At 68.0% G+C, this 22022-nt stretch carries 26 protein-coding genes and 1 pseudogene; 6 read left to right on the forward strand and 21 right to left on the reverse strand.

Annotation, left to right across the window (positions count from 1 at the left end; translation table 11 throughout):
- Together FE811_RS27945 and FE811_RS19620 are read right to left on the reverse strand one after the other, a co-directional pair.
- Positions 1 to 225: pseudogene (locus FE811_RS27945) on the reverse strand (hypothetical protein); the annotation flags it as partial.
- Between the two features lie 148 nt (positions 226 to 373).
- Positions 374 to 595 carry a hypothetical protein gene (locus tag FE811_RS19620; protein WP_181180900.1) on the reverse strand — a complete coding sequence of 74 codons (222 nt, stop codon included), beginning with the start codon at positions 593 to 595 and terminating at the stop codon, positions 374 to 376.
- 56 nt (positions 596 to 651) lie between these two features.
- Here FE811_RS19620 and FE811_RS19625 point away from each other — a divergent pair, with 56 nt between their 5' ends.
- Both FE811_RS19625 and FE811_RS19630 read left to right on the forward strand, forming a co-directional pair.
- Positions 652 to 1449: a hydroxypyruvate isomerase family protein gene (locus tag FE811_RS19625; protein WP_140848499.1), complete on the forward strand. Its 798-nt coding sequence runs from the start codon at positions 652 to 654 to the stop codon at positions 1447 to 1449.
- A 479-nt stretch (positions 1450 to 1928) separates the two neighbouring features.
- Positions 1929 to 2906, forward strand: coding sequence for a mechanosensitive ion channel family protein (locus FE811_RS19630; RefSeq protein WP_140848501.1), 978 nt, complete (start codon positions 1929 to 1931; stop codon positions 2904 to 2906).
- Here FE811_RS19630 and FE811_RS19635 read toward each other — a convergent pair.
- From FE811_RS19635 to FE811_RS19685, 11 genes are all read right to left on the reverse strand, one after another.
- A complete protein-coding gene (locus FE811_RS19635) occupies positions 2828 to 3553 on the reverse strand; it encodes a hypothetical protein (protein WP_140848503.1) in 726 nt (241 codons plus the stop codon). The genes FE811_RS19630 and FE811_RS19635 overlap by 79 nt on opposite strands.
- Positions 3554 to 3779: 226 nt before the next feature.
- On the reverse strand, positions 3780 to 4193 hold the full coding sequence (gene rnk / locus FE811_RS19640; protein ID WP_036759922.1) for a nucleoside diphosphate kinase regulator: 414 nt from the start codon (positions 4191 to 4193) through the stop codon (positions 3780 to 3782).
- Between the two features lie 299 nt (positions 4194 to 4492).
- On the reverse strand, positions 4493 to 5206 hold the full coding sequence (locus tag FE811_RS19645) for a cytochrome c3 family protein (protein ID WP_140848505.1): 714 nt from the start codon (positions 5204 to 5206) through the stop codon (positions 4493 to 4495).
- 1 nt (position 5207) lies between these two features.
- Complete coding sequence (locus tag FE811_RS19650; protein ID WP_140848507.1) at positions 5208 to 5693, reverse strand: nitrate reductase cytochrome c-type subunit; 486 nt, start codon at positions 5691 to 5693, stop codon at positions 5208 to 5210.
- A complete protein-coding gene (gene napA / locus FE811_RS19655; RefSeq protein ID WP_140848508.1) occupies positions 5666 to 8161 on the reverse strand; it encodes a periplasmic nitrate reductase subunit alpha in 2496 nt (831 codons plus the stop codon). Before napA ends, FE811_RS19650 begins: the two co-directional genes overlap by 28 nt.
- Positions 8158 to 8496 (reverse strand): chaperone NapD, encoded by a 339-nt coding sequence (locus tag FE811_RS19660; protein WP_072464069.1) that lies wholly within the window; start codon positions 8494 to 8496, stop codon positions 8158 to 8160. The genes napA and FE811_RS19660 overlap by 4 nt, the downstream gene beginning before the upstream one ends.
- A 9-nt stretch (positions 8497 to 8505) precedes the next feature.
- Positions 8506 to 8685 carry a periplasmic nitrate reductase, NapE protein gene (gene napE, locus FE811_RS19665; protein WP_036759931.1) on the reverse strand — a complete coding sequence of 60 codons (180 nt, stop codon included), beginning with the start codon at positions 8683 to 8685 and terminating at the stop codon, positions 8506 to 8508.
- 423 nt (positions 8686 to 9108) lie between these two features.
- Positions 9109 to 10398 carry a TRAP transporter large permease gene (locus FE811_RS19670; protein ID WP_036759933.1) on the reverse strand — a complete coding sequence of 430 codons (1290 nt, stop codon included), beginning with the start codon at positions 10396 to 10398 and terminating at the stop codon, positions 9109 to 9111.
- Positions 10391 to 10885 carry a TRAP transporter small permease gene (locus tag FE811_RS19675; RefSeq protein ID WP_036759936.1) on the reverse strand — a complete coding sequence of 165 codons (495 nt, stop codon included), beginning with the start codon at positions 10883 to 10885 and terminating at the stop codon, positions 10391 to 10393. Before FE811_RS19675 ends, FE811_RS19670 begins: the two co-directional genes overlap by 8 nt.
- 6 nt (positions 10886 to 10891) lie before the next feature.
- Entirely contained in the window at positions 10892 to 11860 is a 969-nt protein-coding gene (locus FE811_RS19680; RefSeq protein WP_140848509.1) for a TRAP transporter substrate-binding protein, read from the reverse strand.
- A 91-nt stretch (positions 11861 to 11951) separates the two neighbouring features.
- Positions 11952 to 12599 carry a phosphoribosyltransferase gene (locus tag FE811_RS19685; RefSeq protein ID WP_140848511.1) on the reverse strand — a complete coding sequence of 216 codons (648 nt, stop codon included), beginning with the start codon at positions 12597 to 12599 and terminating at the stop codon, positions 11952 to 11954.
- 289 nt (positions 12600 to 12888) lie between these two features.
- Between FE811_RS19685 and minC the strand changes: the two genes are divergently transcribed.
- Genes minC through minE form a run of 3 tightly spaced genes read left to right on the forward strand, consistent with a single transcriptional unit; the run spans position 12889 to position 14758 of the window.
- Positions 12889 to 13635, forward strand: a complete 747-nt coding sequence (minC, locus tag FE811_RS19690; RefSeq protein WP_036759941.1) for a septum site-determining protein MinC — start codon at positions 12889 to 12891, stop codon at positions 13633 to 13635.
- A 21-nt stretch (positions 13636 to 13656) separates the two neighbouring features.
- Positions 13657 to 14478, forward strand: a complete 822-nt coding sequence (minD, locus tag FE811_RS19695; RefSeq protein WP_083539308.1) for a septum site-determining protein MinD — start codon at positions 13657 to 13659, stop codon at positions 14476 to 14478.
- A 1-nt stretch (position 14479) separates the two neighbouring features.
- Entirely contained in the window at positions 14480 to 14758 is a 279-nt protein-coding gene (gene minE, locus FE811_RS19700) for a cell division topological specificity factor MinE (protein ID WP_036759945.1), read from the forward strand.
- A 45-nt stretch (positions 14759 to 14803) separates the two neighbouring features.
- Here minE and FE811_RS19705 read toward each other — a convergent pair whose 3' ends face one another.
- From FE811_RS19705 to FE811_RS19720, 4 genes are all read right to left on the reverse strand, one after another.
- On the reverse strand, positions 14804 to 16384 hold the full coding sequence (locus FE811_RS19705; RefSeq protein ID WP_114534695.1) for a GMC family oxidoreductase: 1581 nt from the start codon (positions 16382 to 16384) through the stop codon (positions 14804 to 14806).
- 11 nt (positions 16385 to 16395) lie between these two features.
- Positions 16396 to 16938 carry a Twin-arginine translocation pathway signal gene (locus FE811_RS19710; RefSeq protein ID WP_140848512.1) on the reverse strand — a complete coding sequence of 181 codons (543 nt, stop codon included), beginning with the start codon at positions 16936 to 16938 and terminating at the stop codon, positions 16396 to 16398.
- Between the two features lie 49 nt (positions 16939 to 16987).
- Entirely contained in the window at positions 16988 to 17383 is a 396-nt protein-coding gene (locus FE811_RS19715; RefSeq protein WP_114534693.1) for a VOC family protein, read from the reverse strand.
- A gap of 101 nt (positions 17384 to 17484) precedes the next feature.
- A complete protein-coding gene (locus FE811_RS19720) occupies positions 17485 to 17799 on the reverse strand; it encodes a ribbon-helix-helix domain-containing protein (protein WP_036759954.1) in 315 nt (104 codons plus the stop codon).
- Positions 17800 to 18107: 308 nt separating this feature from the next.
- Here FE811_RS19720 and FE811_RS19725 point away from each other — a divergent pair, with 308 nt between their 5' ends.
- Complete coding sequence (locus FE811_RS19725) at positions 18108 to 18542, forward strand: hypothetical protein (protein ID WP_036759956.1); 435 nt, start codon at positions 18108 to 18110, stop codon at positions 18540 to 18542.
- A gap of 186 nt (positions 18543 to 18728) precedes the next feature.
- Here FE811_RS19725 and cydX read toward each other — a convergent pair whose 3' ends face one another.
- From cydX to FE811_RS19745, 4 genes are all read right to left on the reverse strand, one after another.
- Positions 18729 to 18851: a cytochrome bd-I oxidase subunit CydX gene (gene cydX, locus FE811_RS19730; protein ID WP_072464076.1), complete on the reverse strand. Its 123-nt coding sequence runs from the start codon at positions 18849 to 18851 to the stop codon at positions 18729 to 18731.
- Positions 18852 to 18863: 12 nt separating this feature from the next.
- Positions 18864 to 20015: a cytochrome d ubiquinol oxidase subunit II gene (gene cydB, locus FE811_RS19735; protein WP_140848514.1), complete on the reverse strand. Its 1152-nt coding sequence runs from the start codon at positions 20013 to 20015 to the stop codon at positions 18864 to 18866.
- Positions 20016 to 20019: 4 nt separating this feature from the next.
- Positions 20020 to 21597 carry a cytochrome ubiquinol oxidase subunit I gene (locus FE811_RS19740; protein WP_036759959.1) on the reverse strand — a complete coding sequence of 526 codons (1578 nt, stop codon included), beginning with the start codon at positions 21595 to 21597 and terminating at the stop codon, positions 20020 to 20022.
- An 84-nt stretch (positions 21598 to 21681) separates the two neighbouring features.
- The coding region (locus tag FE811_RS19745) for an ATP-binding cassette domain-containing protein (RefSeq protein WP_140848515.1) at positions 21682 to 22022 on the reverse strand (341 nt) is incomplete at its 5' end.

The following is a 22022-nucleotide window of genomic DNA, read 5'->3' on the forward strand; positions in this document are numbered from 1 at the left end:
ACGGCAGAGCATCGGGAGTATCTCGGCTGCTGTCCCCCCGCCCTCCGGCACCGGCAGCGCCTCTGCATCCGGCCATGCCCAGGCCTGAACCCGCAGGCTCCAGGCCCTGCGCCGATCACGGGGCAATGCGCTGCGCCCCCCGACCGCCACCGGAAAGCGGATGCGGCATTCGTGCAGGACGGCGCGCAGCGCCGCCGGGATCATCGCCGCATGATGCTGGAACACGCCGCGCAGGCCGCAGACCGCGACATCCCTTGGCCAGCAGGGCCGGGCGATGCGCTGCTGCGGGGGCGATGGCGCGCCACCCCGACCTTGCCGACCGGCTGCTGAGCGCCTCTCCGATCACGGGGCAATGCGCTGCGCCCCCCGACCGCTAGAGAAGCAGGTCCGAGGCGTTCAACTGCTCCAGCCCGCCCAGCTCGATCGTCAACTCGGCCGTGCCGTCGCCGTCCAGGTCGACCAGCAGCCGATGCGCGCCGGGTTGCGACCAGTCGGCGCGAACCTGCCCCAGCCCGGAAAAATCATCGGCGCCGATGAAGGTCAGATCCAGGCGCGATGCGGCCCGCCCGTCACCATCGTCCAACGCTGTTGACATGGCCGCCGGAGGGTGCCTTGTTGCCGCTGCATGACAAGGGCCGGGGGGGGGGGGGAATGGCGCGGTTCTCTGCCAATCTGGGCTTTCTCTGGGCCGATCTGCCGCTGCCGCAGGCGATCCGCGCTGCGCATCGCGCCGGCTTCGACGCGGTGGAATGCCATTGGCCGCATGAGGTGCCGCACGAGCAGGTGGCGGCGGCGCTGGCCGAGACAGGGTTGCCGCTGCTGGGCCTGAACACCCGCCGCGGCCGGCCGGGCGAGAACGGACTTGCCGCCCTGCCGGGACGCGAGGCCGAGGCGCGGGCCGAGATCGCGCGCACGCTGGACCTTGCCGCCACCCTGGGCTGCGGCGCGGTGCATGTCATGGCGGGCATGGCCGAGGGGCAGGCGGCCGAGCGCGCCTTCCTGGCCAATCTGGACCATGCCTGCCGGCTGGCGCAGCCGCTTGGCATCACCATCCTGATCGAGCCGCTGAACCGGCACGACGCGCCGGGCTATTTCCTGGCCGGCTCGGACCAGGCGGCGCGGATCATCGAGGCGGCCGGCCATGACAACCTGCGGCTGATGTTCGACTGCTATCACCTGCAGATCATGGAGGGCGACATTTCGCGCCGGCTGCGGGCGCATCGGGACATCCTGGGCCATGTGCAGATCGCCTCGGTTCCCGACCGCGGCCCGCCGGATGGGGGCGAGCTGGACTATCGCCATGTCTGCGCGCTTCTGGACGATCTGGGCTGGACGCGGCCCATCGGCGCGGAATACCGCCCCAAGGGGCCGACCGAGGCGACGCTGGACTGGCTGCACCAGCGCCGGCTGGCCGGTGTGCGGGACGGGGCCGCGCGGTCGGGGCGATAGGGCCCGCGGTGCGGTGCGGGAAGGATCGCCGCATTCGCGACAGCGCGGTTGCCCTGCCGCGGCAAGGGCGTTGCCGGGTTCCAGAGGCTTGAAATCAAAGCGGCAATGGCCATCTTTACGGGTGGCCCCCTTGGGGCCTCTTGGATTTTGCGCATGGGGATTTCGTCTTGCAAGGCTTCGGCTTGGACAGATTCGCCCTGCGCCTTGAACAGGCGCATGGCTTGCCCCGGCCCCGTTGACACGCAAGGCGTGGACGGCTGGCCGGGGTCAGGCTGAATCCAGCTGAATCAAGCCCGTTTTCCCAAGAGGTTCCGTCATGCTGCGCGCCTTCCTGCCGGCGGTTTGCCCGCATTGCGGCGAGGATGTCCCCAGGGCTGCCGCCCGGCGATGTCCGATCTGCCGCTCTCCGTTTCCATTGCCGTTCTCGGTGCCCGAGCCCCGCCGCCTGCCCCGGCGCAAGGGCGCAAAGGGGGGCGACGATGGCGAAAGATGACATCCCCGCCCCCGGCCTGCTGTGGCGGCTGGCGGCGGCCATCGCCCTGGCGCTGGCCATCGCCACGCTGGCCGAGCCGCTGGCGCGGCGCCATCCCGACCTGTCCGCCTTGCAGCTTTGGGCGGGGCCGCTGCGCAACGCGGGCTTTTCCGTCGCCTTCTTTGCCGGCGCGCGCCTGACGCATGGGCTGGCCGCCCGGCGCCTCTTGCGGCGCCGGAAGGGCCGGCGCCCGGTGCCCAAGGTGCTGCTGGACCTTTTATGGTTCGTGCTGCTGGCCGTGGCCACGCTGGCCAGCCTGTCGCTGTTCTTCCGCCAGGACCTGTCCGGGATCCTGACCGGCTCGGGCCTGGTGCTGGCGGTGCTGGGCTTTGCCGTCCGCAATGCGGTGGCCGACGTGTTCTCGGGGCTGGCGATGGGGATCGAGGCGCCGTTCCGCATCGGCGACTGGGTGCGCATCGAAACCCTGGCCGAGGGCAAGGTGCAGGAGATCGGCTGGCGCACCACCCGGCTGGTCAGCCGCGACAGCACCTATGTCATCCTGCCCAACAGCCAGATCTCGTCGCGGCGAATCACCAATTTCAGCGCGCCGCGGCAGGAATATCGCGACCATGCCGAACTGACCCTGCCCGCCGACCTGCCGGTGGCCGAGGCGGGACGGCTGATCGCCCAGGCCGCGGCGGCGGCGCGCATGATCTCGGCCGGCAAGCCGCCCGAGGTGCAGGTGACGGATTACGGCCCCGCGGGCATCACCTATCGGGTGAAATACTGGGTGCCGCAGCACGACCGCGAGCTGGCCTGCCGCAACGAGGTCTTCAGCCTGATCGACGCGGCGCTGCGCAAGCAGGGCATCCGGCTGGTGGCGGACCGGATGCCCTGGGGCGAAGGTCAGGACAGCGCCAGCGCCGGCAGGGCGCCGGACGGGGGCCGCAGGCCGATCCGCCCGGCCTCGGCCGAGGCCAGGTAGATGTGATGGAAGGCATCGACCCGCCCGCCGGTCAGCTGGATGTCGTCGCGCCGCCAACGCCAGGGCTGGGCGTCCAGCACCCGCTCGAACGGGTCCGAGGCGGTGGCCGACCAGAAGGCGGCGATGCCGTCCGGCCGCAGCGCCCGGCGCAGCACCGCAAGGCCGTCATCGCCGTAAAGCCGGCCGTTTTCCGGGCGCACGGTGAAATCCGGCCCGTTGTCGGTGTCCATCAGGATCACGTCGAAGCCGGTGCGGGGTTCCGCCAGCACCGCCATCACATCCGCGACGCGCAGGGCGACGCGCGGATCGCGCAGCGGGTGGCCGGCCAGATGGCCGATGCGGTCGCGGTTCCAGCCGGCGATCTCGGGGACAAGCTCGCAGACCGTGACCTGCGCGGCGGGCCCCAGCAATTCCAGCGCCGCGCGCAGGGTGAAACCCATGCCCAGCCCGCCGATCAGCACGCGGGCGTCGGGCCGGCCATGCAGGCGCAGGCTGCGCTCGGCCAGCACGGTTTCGGACTGGTGGTTGAGGTTCGACATCAGCTCGATCCCGTTGAAGCGGATCTCGTAAAGGGCGCCGCGCTGTCGCAGCAATATTTCGTCTCCCGCCGCCGTGCCGGCGCGGGCCAGGGTATTCCAGATGGGCATGTTCGATCCCCGACATCGGGCAGGCCAGAAGGGCCCCCCGGTGGTTGCGTGACGGTTTCGGAAAATGGCCTTGGGTTGCCCGGCGTTCAGCGCGCGGACAACCCCGGCACATTGTTGGCCCTGAAACCGATCAGCAGCGGGAAGATCGCCGAGGGATGCGGCAGGCCGAGCCGCGGCGCGGGGCCGCGATCCCGGCAGGACCGATCCGGTCGCATCGCAAGGCCCCCTATGCCGCCGGGGTCATTGGATCGGCGCGGCCGACCGTCAGCACCGTCAGCTCGCGCGTTTCGCCCACCCGCGTCTCCCAGGTGAAGCGCGCGCCCGCCCGCAGGCCGATCAGCGCCACCCCGATCGGCGTCAGCACCGAGGCGCGGCCGGCGGCGATGTCGGCATCCTCGGGCCAGGCCAGCACGACGGTCTGCTCGCGCCCGGTGGTCTCGTCGCGGAAGGTGACGGCGCTGCCGATGCCGGCGACGTCCTCGGGCATCCGCTCGGGCGCCAGGACGCGGGCGCGGGCCAGTTCGGTCAGCAGCCGGTCGGCAAGGTCGGGATTGCGCGCCATCGCCCCTTCGGCAAGGCGTTCGAGCCGGTCGAGCGTGTCGCTGGCGATGGTGACCGGCGGTCGCGATGTTCTGGCCATGTCGGCTCCTTCAGTCATGTCATGACCCGCCGGAGCCGCCGCAGGGGCGGATCGGGGGTGGATTTTCTGGATCAGGAAAGCCCCGGACGCGAGGTCAGCGCAAGCGCGCCCCTGTCCGGGGCAGCTGGCGCGTCAGCAGCAAACCGGTGCCGAACCGGCTCTTGCAAAGGGGAATAGGCATGGTCATGCGCCCAGTCTAGCCGCGCGGCCAGCCCGAGTCGAGAGACCCGCCTCGCCGGCTTCAGGCCTGGCCCCTTCGCGGGCGGGCCCATCGACAGAGGGGCAGGGCCCGCGCCGCCCTAGCGGGTCTCGACGGTGGCCAGGTAGCGGCGCAGATCCTCGGCCCCGCGGCCCAGCGACGCCTGTTCCTCGCCGCGCAGCTCGGGCGGCTCCAGCCAGCCGGGCTCGATCCCGGTCATGTCGGGCAGCTGATGCGCGATGCCCTTGTGGCAGTCGATGCAGGTCTTTTCGCCCGAGATCAGGTAGCGCTCGTGGATCTGGGCCGCGCGGCGGGTCTGCTTGGTAAAGTCCATCGCCACCGCCGCATGGCAGTTGCGGCATTCCAGCGAATCGTTGGCCTTGAGCCGCGCCCATTCGTGCTGGGCCAGTTCCAGCCGCTTTTCCAGGAATTTCTCGCGCGTGCTGATGGTGCCGAAGATCTTGCCCCAGACCTCCTTCGAGGCCTGCATCTTGCGGGCGATCTTGTCCGTCCACTGGTGCGGCACATGGCAGTCGGGGCAGCTGGCCCTGACCCCCGAGCGGTTCGAGAAATGCACCGTCGGCATCAGCTCCTGATAGACGTTGTCGCGCATCTCGTGGCAGCTGGTGCAGAATTTCTCGGTATTGGTGACTTCCAGCGCGGTGTTGAAGCCGCCCCAGAAGATCACGCCGCAGATGAAGCCGCCCAGCGTCAGGAAGCCGATGCTGAGAAAGCTGCTGGGCCGGCTGATGACGCGCCAGAACCAGGTGACCCGGCCCAAGACCCAGCGGATGCTTGCCCTGATCCAGCCCATGTCACGGGCTCCCGGCGTGGCGATAGCCGTCGCGGAACTGGTTGGGCACCAAGGGCTTCACGTCGGTCTGCTGGACGTGGCAGGCGGTGCAGAAATAGCGCCGCGGCGTCACGTCGGTCAGCACCTGCCCGTCGCGGTCCATGAAATGGGTGACGCTGATCATGGGCGCGCCCGAGCCTTCGGTGAATTGCGGCTTGTGGCAGTCCATGCAGCGGTTGGTGTTCACGCTCAGCTGATAGCCGTCGATGGAATGGGGGATCACCGGCGGCTGTTCGGGATAGTTGCGCATCCGGCGCACGTCGTCGGTGATCGGCCGGCCCAGGGGCGGGATCTGGCCTTCGGACATCGGCTCGGCCCAGCCGGTCAGCGGCGGCACGATCTGCACCGCCGGCTCGTCCTGCGGCAGCGCGGCACCGACAAGGGCGAACAGCAGCATCCCGGCCATGGCGGCGGGCCGGATCAGACGGAAAGGATCTTGACCGCGCATTTCTTGAAATCCGTCTGTTTGGAAATGGGATCGGTGGCGTCCAGCGTCACCTTGTTGATCAGCTGGCTGGCGTCGAACCAGGGCACGAAGATCACCCCGCGCGGCATCCGGTTCCTGCCGCGCGTCTCGACGCGCGAACGGATCTCGCCGCGGCGCGAGACGATGCGCACCTCGGCCCCCTGGTTCAGGCCCATGTCGCGGGCATCCTCGGGGTTCATGAAGCAGCGGGCGCCAGGAAAGGCCCGGTAAAGCTCGGGCACGCGCATGGTCATCGAGCCCGAATGCCAATGCTCCAGCACGCGGCCCGTCACCAGCCAGATGTCGTATTCCTCGTCCGGGGGCTCGGCCGGCGGCTCGTAGGGCACGGCGATGATCCTGGCCTTGCCGTCGGGGTTGCCATAGAACTGCACGCCCGCGCCCGGCTCGACATAGGGGTCGAGCCCCTCGCGATAGCGCCAGAGCGTTTCCTTGCCGTCCACCACCGGCCAGCGCAGGCCCCGCACCTCGTGATAGGTGTCATAGGGGGCAAGGTCGTGGCCATGGCCGCGGCCGAAGGCGGCATATTCCTCGAACAGGCCCTTCTGGACGTAGAAGCCGAAATCGTTCGATTCCTGGTTGGCGTAGCCGGGGCTCAGCCCGGAGATGTCGAAGCGGTCCACGCTGCCGTTGCGGAACAGCACGTCGAACAGGCTCTGGCCGCGATAGTTGGGGTTGGCGGCCAGGATCTCCTCGGGCCAGACCTCGTCGGTGGTGAAGCGCTTGGAAAACTCCATCATCTGCCACAGGTCCGAGCGCGCCTCGCCCGGCGCTTCGACCAGCTGGTGCCAGACATGGGTGCGGCGCTCGGCATTGCCATAGGCGCCCTCCTTCTCGACCCACATGGCGGCGGGCAGGATCAGGTCGGCGGCCATCGCCGTCACCGTGGGATAGGCGTCCGAGACGACGATGAAGTTGTCCGGGTTGCGATAGCCGGGCCAGGTCTCGTTGCTGTTGTTGGGCGCGGCCTGCAGGTTGTTGTTCACCTGCACCCAGTAGAAGTTCAGCGTGCCGTCGTGCAGCGCCCGGTCCTGCGCCACCGCGTGCAGCCCCGGCTTTTCCGGGATCACGCCATGGGGGATGCGCCAGATTTCCTCGGCATGCTTGCGGTGTTCGGGATTGGTCACGGTCATGTCGGCAGGCAGGCGATGGGCGAACGTGCCCACCTCGCGCGCCGTGCCGCAGGCCGATGGCTGGCCGGTCAGCGAGAACGGGCTGTTGCCGGGTTCCGAGATCTTTCCGGTCAGCAGGTGGATGTTATAGACCATCTGGTTGGCCCAGACGCCGCGTACATGCTGGTTGAAGCCCATGGTCCAGAGCGACATGACCTTGCGGTCGGGATCGGCGTAGAGCTCGGCCAGCTGTTCCAGGAAGCCCGGCTCGACGCCGCTGAGTTCCGAGACCTTCTCCAGCGTGTATTCGCTGACCAGTTCGGCGAAGGCCTCGAAGGTCGAGGGGGTGGTCGCCGCCGGATCCTCGGCCGTGCGCGCGGCCATCTCGCGCGGGTCGTCCTCGCGCAGGCCATAGCCGATGCCGGTCGCGCCGGCGACGAAGGTGGTGTGGCGGTCCACGAAATCGCGGTTCACCCGGCCGGTCTGGATGATGTGGTTGGCGATATAGTTCAGGATCGCCAAGTCCGTGCCGGGCTTGAAGACGATGGGAATGTCGGCCAGGTCCGAGCTGCGATGGGTAAAGGTGGACAGCACCGCCACCTTGACATGCGGGTGGCCCAGCCGGCGGTCCGCGACCCGCGTCCACAGGATCGGGTGCATCTCGGCCATGTTCGAGCCCCAGAGGACAAAGGCGTCCGCCGCCTCGAAATCGTCATAGCAGCCCATCGGCTCGTCCATGCCGAAGGTGCGCATGAAGGCATAGGCGGCCGAGGCCATGCAATGCCGGGCGTTGGGGTCGAGGTTGTTCGACCGGAACCCCGCCCGCATCAGCTTGGTCGCGGCATAGCCCTCGAAGATGGTCCACTGGCCGGAACCGAACATGCCGACGGCGGTCGGCCCCTTGTCCTTCAGCACCCGCTTGGCCTGCGCGGCCATGGTGTCGAAGGCTTCCTCCCAGCTGACCGGAGTGAATTCGCCGTCCTTGGCATAGACGCCGTCCTTCTTGCGCAGCAGGGGCTGGGTCAGCCGGTCCTGGCCATACATGATCTTGGACAGGAAATAGCCCTTGACGCAGTTCAGGCCGCGGTTCACCTCGGCCAGCAGGTCGCCATGGGTGGCGACCACGCGGCCTTCCTTGACGCCCACCATGACGCCGCAGCCGGTGCCGCAAAAGCGGCAGGGCGCCTTGGACCAGGTGATCTGCAGCGATTCGACGCCGCCGGGCACGGGCTGGGCCTGCGAAGCCAGCGGGATATTGGCGGCCATGGCGGCGATCCCCGCCGCCTGCGCCTTGAGCAGATCGCGTCGCGAGAGGGTCATGCCATTGCCTCCGTCTCGTCGGCGGGCAGGATCTGTTCAAAAACCAGGTTTGCCGAGAACACGCCCTCCATGACCGAGATCTCGGCCATGCGGCTGCCGATCTCGCCCACCGAGGCGCCTTCCAGCACCAGCACGATCTTGGCGTCCTTGACGGCATGGACCTCGGTCCCCGGCAGGGCGGCAAGGCGCCGGGCCAGGTCGGCCGCGCGCTCGGGCCGGGCCGTGACGATGGCGCTGGAGATGTGGAGGAACCGCGCTTCCGTGCCGCTGTCCTGCTTCAGCTTTCCGGTCAGAATGTCGCGTCGCTGGATGGGGATCCTGTCTGGCTCGCGCATGGCCGCTCTCTAATGTATGGGTCCGGGGGGTCCGAAAATGAGCTGCCACATCCAGACCAGGAAGCCGTAGCCGCCGACGATCGCGACCGACAGGATCGGCCAGATCACCACGGCCAGGATCAGGAATGCGATGATTTCATCCCGCTTCCGGTGCTTGGGACGATCGGTTTCTGTTGCGGAATCGATCATTTCTGGGCAACCCGTGCGTCAAAACGCCTCAGTTCAATCTTCCACGGAACTGTGAAGGATCGAAGAAGGTTCCCAGCAAAATTCGCCCCGGCGCGACATCATGCCGGCCAGGCGATCTGTGCCCGGCCGAAGCCGGGTGCTATGCCGCGCTTGAAAAGGCTTTCTTTTCAGCAAGATGGCCGGGGCTTGCGGCGTCGCCCCGGTCGCTGCCTTAAAGACCGTAAAGCGCCCCGGCCAGGGTCAGGCCGATCACCAGCATAGACGCGACCAGCCCGGCGACGCCCGGCGAGTCGGACTTCTGCATCACTCGATTCCTGCGCATGGCGTCCCCCGGCCAATGACATTCGTTATGCATGGTCAAACACAACGAGCCGCAGGTCAAGCCGGAATCGGCCCTTGCGGGCCGACTGCGACATGAGGGCGCTAACGGGCGAAGCCGCTGACCCGCGGCAGCCAGGTGGACAGGGCGGGCACGAAAGTCAGGATCAGCAGCGCGGCAAGGGCCGCCAGGAAAAAGGGCGGCAATTCGCGGATCAGCGCCGAGGGCTTCTGCTTGGTCGCCGAGGCCACGACGAAGATCAGCCCGCCGACCGGCGGCGTCATCAGGCCAAAGGTCAGGTTCACGATGACGATGATGGCGAAATGATCCGCCGCGATGCCCAGGTTGTGGGCGATGGGCGCCAGGATCGGCACCAGGATCATCACCCCCGGCAGCGGGTCCATGAACATGCCGAAGCCCAGCAGCAGCAGGTTCACCATCAAGAGGAAGGCGATGGGCGACAGGTCCATGGCGATCACCGCATCGGCCATGGCCTGCGGCACGCCCTCGATGATCAGCACCCAGGCAAAGGCGCGGGCGGCGGCCAGGATCATCAGCACCGCCACCGACATGATGGCCGAGCGCAGGAACGCCCCCCACAGGTCCGCCAGCGTGAAGCCGCGATAGACGAAGGCGCTGGTCAGGATGGCATAGAACACCGCCACGACCGAGGCTTCGGTGGGGGTAAAGACCCCGCCGCGGATGCCGCCGACGATCAGCACGATCAACAGCAGGGCGGGCAGGGCGGCGAAGCTGTTGCGGACCATCTGGCCCACCGGCGGGCGCGGCTCCAGGCTGCGATAGTTGCGCTTGCGGCTGATCCACCAGTTCACCGCCGCCAGCAGCGCCGCGATCAGGATGCCGGGCAGGATCCCGGCCATGAACAGCGAGCCGACCGAGGTGTTGCGGTCCTGCAGCGCATAGATGATCATGGTGATCGAGGGCGGGATGATCGGGTCGATCACCGCCACGGAAATCGTCAGCGCGCCGGCATAGGCCTTGGAATAGCCGCTGCGCTCCATCATCCGCGCCATCATCGCGCCCGGCCCCGCCGCCGAGGCCAGCGCCGAGCCGGAAATCCCCGCAAACAGCGTCCCGGTCAGGACGTTGGCATAGCCCAGCCCGCCGCGCAGGTGGCCCACGAATTGCGAGGCGAAGCGCAGCAGCATGCGCGAGATCGCCCCGGTGGACATGATCTCGGCCGCCAGGATGAAGAAGGGCACGGCCAGCAGCGGAAAGCTGTCGAGGCCGGTGAACATCTCTTTCACCACCACGACCAGCGGATAGCGGCCGGACAGGCCCACCGCCGCGAAGGCCGCCATCGCCAGCGCGAAGGCGATGGGCACCCCCATGACCATCAGGATCAGGAAGGCGGCGATCAGGATCTCAACCAAGGGGGGCCTCGTCGGAATGCTGCAGGCCGGCGCGCAGGTATTGCGGCGCGATCAGCGCAAGATGGACGATCATCAGCGCGAAACCGGCGGGCATCGCGGCATAGATCCATTTCATCGGCACCTGGAGCGCCGCCGAGCGCTGGATCGACATGCGGTTCATGTAGTCGATGCCGACCCAGACCATGAAGCCGAAAAAGGCGAACAGGACCAGCAGGATCGCCAGGCGCAGGATGCGCTGGCCCCTGCCGGGCAACGCATCCTGGGCATTGGTGATGGCGGCATGGGCGCCATGGCGCAAGGCCAGCCCGCTGCCCAGGAAGGTCAGCCAGATCATCGAGTAACGCGCCACCTCGTCGGCCCAGGTCAGCGAATTGCCGGTCACGTAGCGGCCGGCGACGTTCCAGCCGACGATGACCGACATCGCCGCCAGCCCCAGCACGAGGATGGCGCCGTTCAGCGTGACGAAGGCGCGTTCGATCCGGCGCATCGGGGCTTACTCGACCGCCTGGATGCGGTCCATCAGCTCCTTGCCGAACTGGGCCTCATATTGCTGGTAGGGCCCGGCCAGCGCATCGCGGAAGGCGGCCTTCTGCTCGGGCGAAAGCTCGTTCACCTGCATCCCGGCATCCTTCATCGAGGCGACGCCCGACGCATCGACCTCGTCGACATAGGCGCGCATCGCGACGACCGCGTCCTGGGCCGCCTTGTCGAAGGCCGCCTTCTGCGCATCGTCCAGCCCGTTCCACAGCGAGGGCGAGACCAGGATGATGGTCGAGGAATAGACGTGCCCGTCCAGCGTCAGGTATTTCTGCACCTCGTTCAGCTTGGCCGAGACGATGACCGAAAGCGGGTTTTCCTGCCCGTCGATGGCGCCCTGCTCCAGCGCGCCGATCACCTCGGGCCAGGCCATGGGGGTGGGGGCGGCGCCAAGGGCGCGGAAGGCCTCGATATGCACCGGGTTTTCCATGGTGCGGATCTTCAGCCCGTTCAGGTCGGCCGGCGCCTCGACCGCGCCGCGATTGCTGGTGATGTGGCGGAAGCCCTGCTCGCCCCAGGCCAGCGCATGCAGGCCCGCGGGCTCGAACTTGGCCAGCATCTCTTGCCCGATCTCGCCGTCCAGCACCTTGCGGGCATGGTCCTTGTCGCGCAGCAGGAAGGGCACGCCCAGCACGCCGACCTCGGGGACGAAATTGGTCAGCGTCCCGTCCGAGGCGATGGTCATCTCGACGGTGCCGAGCTGCAGCCCCTCGAGCACCTCGCGCTCGCCGCCCAGGCCCGACGAGGGGAAGTGGCGGAAGGTGAACTGGTCGCCCAGGCTTTCCTTGAGCGAGGCTTCGAAGGCCTTGGCGCCGGCGCCGTAATGGCTGTCCTCGGCCAGGGCATAGCCGATCTTGATTTCCTGCGCGAACGAAGGCGCGGCGACGGCGGCGCAGAGAAGCGCCGCGGCAAAGACGTGTTTCATGCTGAATCCCTTCCGCTGTCCGGCAGGGATTTAGCGCCACATGGTGACAATGTGCAATCCCGCCGCCGGCCCCTGGGCGCGCGGGCGGGGTTCAGGCCCGGTTGCGATCGGCCTCGGCCAGGGCGCGGACCACCTCTTCGTCGCTGGTCTGCTCGAAGTCGCGATAATGCAGGCCGACGGCTTGGAACGGCTCGGGCGTGCGCAGGCAGACCACCTCGTCGGCATCGGCGCGGATCTTCTCCAGCACGTCGGGCGGGGCGACGGGGACGGCGACGATCACCCTGGCCGCGCCGGACCGCGCCAGCGCCTTCAGGGCGATGCGCATGGTGGCGCCGGTGGCGATGCCGTCGTCGACCACGATCACCGTCCGGCCCCAGGTATCGGGTGCCGGCCGGCCGCCGCGATAGGCCTGGCGCCGGCGCTCGATCTCGCGCAGCTGCCGGGCCTTTTCGGCGGCGATGTGATCGGGCGTCGCCCCGGTCGCGGCGACGAGATGGTCGTCCAGCAGCAGTTGCGGCGGCGCCCCGTCCACGATGGCGCCGATGGCCAGTTCGGGATGCGCGGGCGCCCTGAGCTTGCGCACCAGCACCACGTCCAGCGGCGCGTCCAGCACCCTGGCCACCTCGAGCCCGACCGGAACCCCGCCGCGCGGCAGCGCCAGGACCAGCAGCGGCTGGCCCTTGTGACCGGACAATGCGGCGCCAAGCTGCCTGCCGGCATCCGTGCGATCTGCGAACATCCCGCCCCTTCCTTTCTTGTTCGTTTTCCGCGAACCGAACACCCGCCGCCGGGGAATGTTCCCGCGCCCCGAAAACCTGCCCCCAAAAACGCGCCCCGAAAACGCGCCCCCGAAACGCGCCCGGAAAATGGCTGCGCCTGCCGGGCGGCTGCGCACGGTTCCGCCGAAGGCGGCCAGGGCGGCAGATGCCGATGGACGCTGGGGCCGGGACGTATTAGGAAGATGGCCCAGGGAACGGGCCGGCCAAGCCCGTCCGAATACGAAGAACAGAGCGGGACCGAGCAGACAGATGCAATCCGGCAAGAGCGCGGCGCAGACCGTGGCGACCGTGAAGCCTTTACAGATCCGCGGCCGCACCTTCACGGCCATTGCGCTGCATCTGAGCGGCCGGCCGGACCGTGCCTTCTTCGAGGCGCTGGAGGCGCGGCTGAACCAGACGCCGCTGTTTTTCGACAATGCGCCGCTGGTCATCGACCTGGAGCAGGCCGAGGGGCTGGACCGCGCCCAGGACCTGCTGCACCTGACCGCCGAGCTGCGCCGGCGCAAGCTGTCGGTCTTCGGCATCCAGAGCGGCACGCCCGCACAGGCGCAGGCCGCGGCCGAGGCCGGGCTGATCTCGTTGCCCGGCGGACGCGACGCGGCGCTGGAGCGCGTCTCGCGCCAGGGCAGCCGCCCTGAACCGGCCCCCGCGCCGGCGCCGAAAGAACCGGCGAACCGCCTGATCGCGCAGCCGGTGCGCTCGGGCCAGACCGTCTTTGCCGATCGCGGCGACCTGATCGTCGTCGGCTCGGTCAGTTCCGGGGCCGAGGTGATCGCCGCCGGCAACATCCACATCTATGGCCGCCTGCGCGGCCGCGCGCTGGCCGGCGTCAACGGCGACGATTCGGCGCGCATCTTCTGCCATGCGCTCGATGCCGAGCTGCTGGCCATCGCCGGGCTTTATCGCACCAGCGAGAACCTGGGGGCCGACACGCCGCGGCATTACGTGCAGGTCTATCTTCAGGGCGAGGTGCTGCGCATCGAGTCCCTCAAATAACCCATGAGAAAGGAAACGCTCGTGAGCAAGGTTATCGTAGTCACATCCGGCAAGGGCGGCGTCGGCAAGACGACCTCCTCTGCCGCCATCGGCGCGGGGCTCGCCATGCGCGGCCACAAGACGGCCGTGATCGACTTCGACGTGGGCCTGCGCAACCTGGACATGATCATGGGCTGCGAACGCCGCGTGGTCTTCGACTTCATCAACGTCATCCAGGGCGACGCCAAGCTGAAGCAGGCGCTGATCAAGGACCGCCGGCTCGAGAACCTGTATGTCCTGCCGACCTCGCAGACCCGCGACAAGGACGCGCTGACCAAGGAAGGCGTCAAGAAGGTTCTGGACGAGCTGCGCGAAGAGTTCGACTATATCGTCTGCGACAGCCCGGCGGGGATCGAGCGCGGCGCGCATCTGGCGATGTATTACGCCGACGAGGCCGTGGTGGTGACGAACCCCGAGGTCTCGTCCGTGCGCGACAGCGACCGGGTGCTGGGCCTGCTGAACTCCAAGACGGCGCTGGCGGAAAAGGGCGACGGCAGCGCGGTCAAGGCGCAGCTGCTGCTGACTCGCTTCGACCAGACCCGCTCGGCCAACGGCGACATGATGAGCGTCGAGGACGTGCTGGAAATCCTGGCCATCCCGCTGCTGGGCATCATCCCGGAAAGCACCTCGGTCCTGAAGGCCTCGAACGAGGGCACGCCGGTCTCGCTGGACGAGAAGTCGCCGGCGGGCAAGGCCTATATCGACGCCGTCGGCCGGCTGGTCGGCGAGCAGATCGAGATGCGGGTGAACCCCGGCGACCAGCGCCGCGGCTTCTTCCAGAGGCTTCTGGGACGGACGGCCTGACATGTTCGGTTTCTCATTCCGTCAGCGAAAGCCCAGTTCGGCGCAAACCGCCAAGGAGCGCCTGCAAATCCTGCTAGCGCATGAGCGTTCCAGCGGGGGAACCAGCCCGGACTTTCTGCCGTTGTTGCAGCGCGACATCCTCGAGGTGGTGCGCCGGCACATGGAAATCGACGGCGATGCGGTCGACATCAAGCTGGAGCGCAGCGACGACCTGTCCAGCCTGGAAATCAATATCGAGCTGCCCAACGCCAGCCCGGTGAAGGCGCGGCCCGCCAGCTGAGGCAGGCCGACAGGCCCCGCCCGCCAGGGGCGGGGCGCGTCGTGGTCACAGCGCGCCCTTCTCCATCTCGGCGGCGATATGCTCCGCCTGCCGAATCGCCAGCGCGACGATTGTCAGCGTCGGGTTTTCCGCGGCCGAGGTGGTGAAGACCGAACCGTCCGAGACGAACAGGTTCGGGATGTCATGCGCCTGGCCCCATTTGTTCACCACGCCGTCGCGCGGGTTTTCCGACATGCGGTTGGTGCCCAGGTTATGCGTGGACGGGTAGGGCGGCGTCGGCAGGATCCGCGTCGCGCCCGCGGCGCGATAGATCCGCTCGCCCACGCCATAGGCATGGTTGCGCATGGCGATGTCGTTGGGGTGGTCGTCGTAATGCACGTTCGGCACCGGCAGGCCGAAGCGGTCCTTTTCGCTGCGGTTCAGGGTGATGCGGTTGGTTTCCTGCGGCAGATCCTCGCCCACGATCCACATGCCGGCCATGTTCTCGTAGCTGTCCATCGCCGAGGTGAACTCGCGCCCCCAGCCGCCGGGATCCATGAAGGCCGCCATGAAGGGAATGCCGAGGGCCAGCGTCTCCAGCTCATAGCCGCCGACGAAGCCGCGGGCGGGGTCGTGATGCGCCTCGTCCTGGACGATGCCGGCCATGGTGGTGCCGCGCCACATCCGCACCGGGCGTTCGAAGATCGCATAGACCGAGCCGGTGGTGTGGCGCATATAGTTGCGCCCGACCTGGCCCGAGCTGTTCGCCAGCCCGTCCGGGAAGCGTTCCGAGGCCGAGGCCAGCAGCAGCCGCGGGCTTTCGATCGAGTTGCCGGCGACGGCGACGATGCGGGCGCGCTGGAACTGCTCGGCCCCGTCCTTGTCGATATAGCGCACGCCGGTGATCTTGCCGTCCTCGTCATGTTCGATCCGGGTGGCGTGGCTATGGTCGCGGACTTCCAGGTTGCCGGTCGCCTCGCCGCGCGGGATGTCGGTATAGGCCGCCGACCATTTCGCGCCCCATTTGCAGCCCTGGAAGCAGAAGCCGGTCTGCTGGCAGGCCATGCGGTCGTCGTTGTCGACCGAGTTGATCGCCATGCGCCCGGTCGAGACCTTGCTGTAGCCCAGTGCCTTGGCGCCCTTTTCCAGTACCAGGTAGTTGTTGTTCCCCGGCAGGCCGGGCAGGTCGTTGGTGCGGGTGACGCCCAGCTTCTTCTCGGCCAGGTCGTAATATGGCTCCAGCTCGGCCAGCGTGATCGGCCAGTCCAGCAGGCTGGCGCCGTCCACCGCGCCATAGGTGCTTGCCGCCTTGAACTCGTGTTCCTGGAAGCGCAGCGAGGCGCCGGCCCAGTGGATCGAGGTGCCGCCCACCGCCTTGACGATCCAGGCCGGCAGGTTGGCAAAGTCCCGCGCCACCCGCCAGTCGCCCGAGGTGGTGCGCATGTCGCCCCAGCTCAGCTGCGCGAAACTGTCCCATTCGTCGTTGATGTAATCCTCGGGCAGGTAGCGGCCGCCCGCCTCCAGCGCCACGACCTTGACGCCCCTTTGCGCCAGTTCGTTGGCCAGCACGCCGCCGCCCGACCCGGTGCCGACCACGACCACGACCGAGGCATCGTCATGCCCGAATTTTGCAATATTGTCAGCCATGTCCGCCTCCCTCACAGCCAGTCGATGTCGTTGAAGCCGCGCTCGATATAGCCGCCCTGCGAAAAGCTTTCGCCCTCGTAGCCAAAGACCGGCCAGACCTGCTTCTGGTTGTAGAGCCCGGTCACGAGCCCCGCGCGCACGGTCTGGAAGAAGGGCGTATGCTCGATCATGCGCAGCATGGCGACGCGGTCCTTTTCCCAGCCCGCGGCCAGGTAGCCGTCGAAGCCCTGCGCCTGGGCGACAAGGTTCAGCCCGGCCACGCCCTCTTCGATCATCTGCGCCTGCTCGGCATCGTCATGCGCCTTGACGGCGATGGCATAGAAGCGGTCGGCGATGCGGTCATGCGGATAGATGTCGCGCGCCATCTGGATCAGCACCGCCATGGTTTCGGGCTTCAGGGCGGCGGTCTCGACCGCCCAGGCCGCGTCGCGGGCGGCGACGAAGCCCGAGCCGACCATGAAGGTCGCCCCCGCCGCCATGGCGCGCGCCAGCAGGCCGCGCCGGGTCAGCCCCCTGACATCGCTGCCAGAGGGGGATTTGTGGATGACAGTCATGTACTCCTCCCTGAGTTGGTTGGCCCGCCCCTCCCGGCGGGCTGCCTGCCTAGAGGTAGCGGCCCCCGCGTTGCAGCACCTCGATCTCGTAGCCGTCCGGGTCCTGGATGAAGAAGAAGCGGGCGATCACCGTGCCGCCGGGGGCGAAATCGACCAGCTTGCGCGGGGCAAGGCCCAGGTCGGTCAGCCGCCGGTGCTCGGCCGCGACATCCTCGACCGAGACGGCCAGGTGGCCGTAGCCGTTGCCCAGGTCATAGGGTTCCTCGCGGCCCTTGTTGATGGTCAGCTCCAGCTCGAAGCTGCTTTCGGCATTGGCCAGGTAGACCAGGGTGAAGCTGTCGAAATCCAGCCGCTCGACCGGCTCCAGGCCGAAGGCCGCCTTGTAGAAGGCCAGCGCGCGCGCCTCGTCCGTCACGCGGATCATCGAATGAATCATCTTGGCCATGCGGGCTTTCCTTTCCGATCTTTGCACCAGTATCGGAAGGACGCCGGCCCCGCGGGTAGCATCATGCTACCACGCCGCGGATTTCTTGCGCGATGCCGCGATCAGGCGGCCTGCGCCACCTGCTGCGCGGCCTTGCGGAAATCCTGCGCGCCGCGGCCGCGTAATTCCAGCTGCACCAGGCAGGCGCAGCGCAGCAGCGAGGTGAAATTCACCGGCTCGCCGCCAAGTTGCAGCACTTCGGATTGCAGCGTGGACAGGAAGGCGGGCGTGGCCATGCCCTCGCCGGCCGCGATCTCGTCGATGATGTCCCAGAACGCCTGTTCCAGCCGGATCGAGGTGCTTTGCCCGTTCAGCCGCAGCTTGCGGGTCGTCGGCTGATAGCGGCGCGGATCCTGGCGGGAGAAGACTTCGCACATGGCATGGTTCCCAAACTGGCTAGGCAAGTTCCCCGATCATAGCACGGCAGGCGGGTCATGCCAGTTTCTTGGACAGGGCGTCGTCCGGCGCGGGAAATCCGGTGCCGCGATCGGGCCCGATCAGGCAAGAGGGCGGCGTCGGCGGGCGCTGCGCTGCGAGTAGGCGGTTTCGCCGGCACCTGGAAGCGATCTTCGGCCGCGACTCGTCCCTGCCGGCGGCATGGGGCGACAATAAGTCGCCGTCCGGGCGGCTGCCATCTGCAATATACGTAAATGCGTATTATCGCATCTTGCATCAGGAGAAACCGATGAAAACCCTGCTCGCCGCTTCTGTCCTTGCCCTTGCGGCCGCGCTGCCGGCCTCGGCCCAAGAGGGGCGCAAGCTCGTGACCATCCTGACCGCGCCCGAGCCGCAGACCCAGCTGATGGCGATGGTGCTGACCATGAATGCCGTGGCCAAGGGAGCCGAGGCGCAGATCCTGCTGTGCGGTCCCGCCGGCGACATGGCGCTGAAGGAGGCGCCGGAAACCGCCACCGCCGGCCAGCCGCCCCAGGGCGCCAGCCCGCAGGGCCTGATGCGGCAGATGATCGAGAAGAACGGCGTCAAGGTGCAGGTCTGCGCCATCTACCTGCCCGGCAAGGGCGCCGATGCCTCGGTGCTGCTGGAGGGCGTGACCCCCGCCAAGCCCGATGCGATGGCCGCCGAACTGATCGCCGAGGACACCACCGTCCTGAGCTTCTGATCCCGCCTTGCGGCGACATGAAAGGAAAGGCCGCCCTTGCCGGGCGGCCTTGTCGTTTGTGCGGTCCGCGATGGGTGGGGCGGCGCGGGCCGGCACCTTGCCGCAGCGGCCGATCCGGCCGAAGCGGCAAGGCCGCTGTCCCGGACGCGCATGCCGCGGCGTCCGGGTGCCGGGGTGATCCGCCGTTCAGGCGCTTTCGGTGTCCTCCCTGGCGGCGGCCTTGTCCTCCATCATCTCGAACCACATCGCGTTCAGCACCGCGAAGGTGACGGCCAGCGGCAGGCCGAGGATCCATGCGAAATACCACATTGCGTTTTCCTTTCAGTAGGCGTGACCGCCCTCGGTGATGTCCTTTTCCTCGACCTTGCCCCACAGCACCTTGTAGACCCAGCTGGTGTAGAGCGCGATGATCGGCAGGAAGATCCCGGTGCAGACCAGCATGATGAACAGCGTCAGGTGGCTGGACGAGGCGTCCCAGACCGTCAGGCTCGCCCCCGGCATGACCGAGGAGGGCAGGATGAACGGGAACATCGACAGCCCGACCGACGAGATGATGCCAAAGATCGCCAGCTTGCTCAGCAAGAGCGTGCGGACCTCGCGCCCCGAGTTCAGCGACCACAGCGCGCCAAGCGCGCCCAGGAAGCCGAGGGCCGGGGCGGCCAGCATCCAGGGATGCGCGGCGTAATTGGCAAACCAGGCGCCGGGCGCGATCTCGACCGTCTTGGCCAGCGGGTTCGACGGCCCGTTCGGGTCGATGGCCCCGGCGATGCGATAGCCGTCGACGAACAGCCACAGCGTCAGCCCGCCCGCCGCGTAAAGCAGCACGGTGGCCATGGCCGCCCAGCTGCCGAAGCGCCGCGCCCGGCCGGCGACCGGCCCCGAGGTCTTCAGCACCAGCCAGGCGGACCCGTGCATGGCCAGCATCGCCACCGACAGCAGGCCGCAGAGCAGCGCGAACGGGTTGAGCAGGCCGAAGAAGCCGCCGTCGTAGAAGATGCGCAGGTCCGAGCCCAGCCGGAAGGGCACGCCTTGCAGCACGTTCCCGACCGCGACGCCGAAGATCAGCGAGGGGACGAAGCCGCCGACGAACAGCGCCCAGTCCCAGTTGCCGCGCCAGCGCGCGCTTTCGCGCTTCGAGCGATACTTGAACCCGACCGGCCGCAGGATCAGCGCGGTAAGGATCGCGAACATGGCGATGTAGAAGCCGGAAAAGGATACGGCGTAAAGCGGCGGCCAGGCGGCAAAGATCGCGCCGCCGCCCAGGACCAGCCAGACCTGGTTGCCCTCCCATACCGGGCCGATGGTGTTGATGACCACGCGGCGCTCCATGTCGGTCTGGCCGGCGAAAGGCAGCAGCATGCCCACGCCCAGGTCGAAGCCGTCGGTGGCGGCAAAGCCGATCAGCAGCACTCCCAGCAGCACCCACCAGATCACGCGCAGGGTTTCATAGGTCAGCAATTCATGCAGGATCATGGTCTTACTCCGCGGGAACGAAACGGGCAGGCAGAAGCGGCGCCTCGGGCCCGTGGTCGGGCTGCGGCCCCTTGCGGATCGCGGCCAGCATCAGGCGCATCTCGATCACGATCAGCACCGAATAGATCAGGGTGAAGCCGGCGATGGTGAACAGCAGCGTCGGCACCGTCAGCGACGAGGCGGCGGCGACCGTGGGCAGCACGCCCTCGATGCTCCAGGGCTGGCGGCCGAACTCGGCCACGATCCAGCCGGCCTCGGCGGCGATCCAGGGCAGGGCCAGCGCGGCGACGGCGGCTTTCAGCAGCCAGGGCCGGCGCGTGATCGTGCCGCGGGCCGAAACCACCACGAAGGCCGCCATCAGCGCCACGTTGACGAAGCCGATGCCCACCATGATGCGGAAGGCCCAGAACAGCGTCGGCACATGCGGCACGGTATCCCATGCGGCCTGGGCGATCTGTTCCTCGGTCGCGTTGCGCGGATCCTCGACATATTTGGTCAGAAGCAGCGCATAGCCCATGTCGTCGCCATGCTCTTCGAAGGCCCTGACCGACTCGGGCGGCACCGCCTCGCGCGAGGGCGCGGCGCGATAGTCCTGCAAGGCGTCATAGGCGACGATGCCGCTGCGGATGCGGTCCTCGGCCTTGTCCACCAGTTCCAGGATGCCGGGAATCTCCTGCGTGAGCGAGCGGGTGCCGATCAGGCCCATCACCCAGGGGATGTGGATGGCGTAATGGTTGGTCCGCGCTTCCATGTCGGGGATGCCGACCAGGGTGAACGAGGCCGGCGCCGGCTGGGTTTCCCACATGCCCTCGATGGCGGCCAGCTTCATCTTCTGGTGTTCCGAGGCCAGGTAGCCGCCCTCGTCGCCCAGGATCACCACCGAGACCGCCGACAACAGCCCGAACGAGGCCGCGACGGTGATCGAGCGCTTGGCCAGGTCGATATGGCGCCCCTTGAGCAGATACCAGGCCGAGATGCCCAGCACGAAGACCGAGGCCGTCACATAGCCGGCCGAGACCGTATGCACGAAGCGGGTCTGCGCCACATGGTTGAACAGCACCGCGAAGAAGTCGTGGACCTCCATGCGCATGGTGTCGGGGTTGAACTCGGCCCCGACCGGGTGCTGCATCCAGCCGTTCGCGATCAGGATCCACAGCGCCGAGAAGTTCGAGCCGATGGCCACCGCATAGGTGGACAGCAGGTGGCCGAGCTTGGAAAGCTTGTCCCAGCCAAAGAAGAACAGCCCGACGAAGGTCGCCTCCAGGAAGAAGGCCATCAGCCCCTCGATGGCCAAGGGCGCGCCGAAGATGTCGCCGACATAATGGCTGTAATAGCTCCAGTTCATGCCGAACTGGAACTCCATCACGATGCCGGTGGCGACGCCCAGGACGAAGTTGATGCCGAAGAGCGTGCCCCAGAACTTGGTCATCTGGCGCCAGATCGCCCGGCCGGTCATGACATAGACGGTCTCCATCACCGCCAGCAGGATCGACAGGCCGAGCGTCAGGGGCACGAACAGGAAATGGTAGAGCGCGGTCAATGCGAATTGCAGCCGCGACAGGGTGACGATGTCTAATTCCATCGGTTTGCCTTGTTTCTTCCCGGCCGGGGCCGGGGTCATGCAGAGGCGTCCGCCGGTGGCGGGCGTCGGTGGTTTTGGGCGCCCTCAGTCGGGGCGCAGACCGGCCAGGGCCGAGGCAAAGCCGGCGCTGCCCCTGGCATGGATCGCGGCGATCCGGCCCTGGTCGATATGGACGAGGCGGTCGGCCAGTGCGGCCTCGCGCCGGATATGGGTGGCGATGACGGCGCTGCGCCCGACCAGGCAAGGCTGCAGCCGCGCGATCACGTCGCGGGCGGTGGCGGCGTCCAGCCCCTCGGTCGGCTCGTCGAGCAGCCACAGCGGCGCATCGCGCAGGACCAGCCGCGCCAGCGCCAGCCGCCGCGCCTGCCCGCCCGAGAGGCCCAGCCCGTCCTCGCCCAGCCGGGTGTCGAGCCCGGCCGGCAGCG

It is taken from the genome of Paracoccus sp. FO-3 (genome assembly GCF_006386455.1).
In the GTDB taxonomy this organism is placed as follows: domain Bacteria; phylum Pseudomonadota; class Alphaproteobacteria; order Rhodobacterales; family Rhodobacteraceae; genus Paracoccus; species Paracoccus versutus.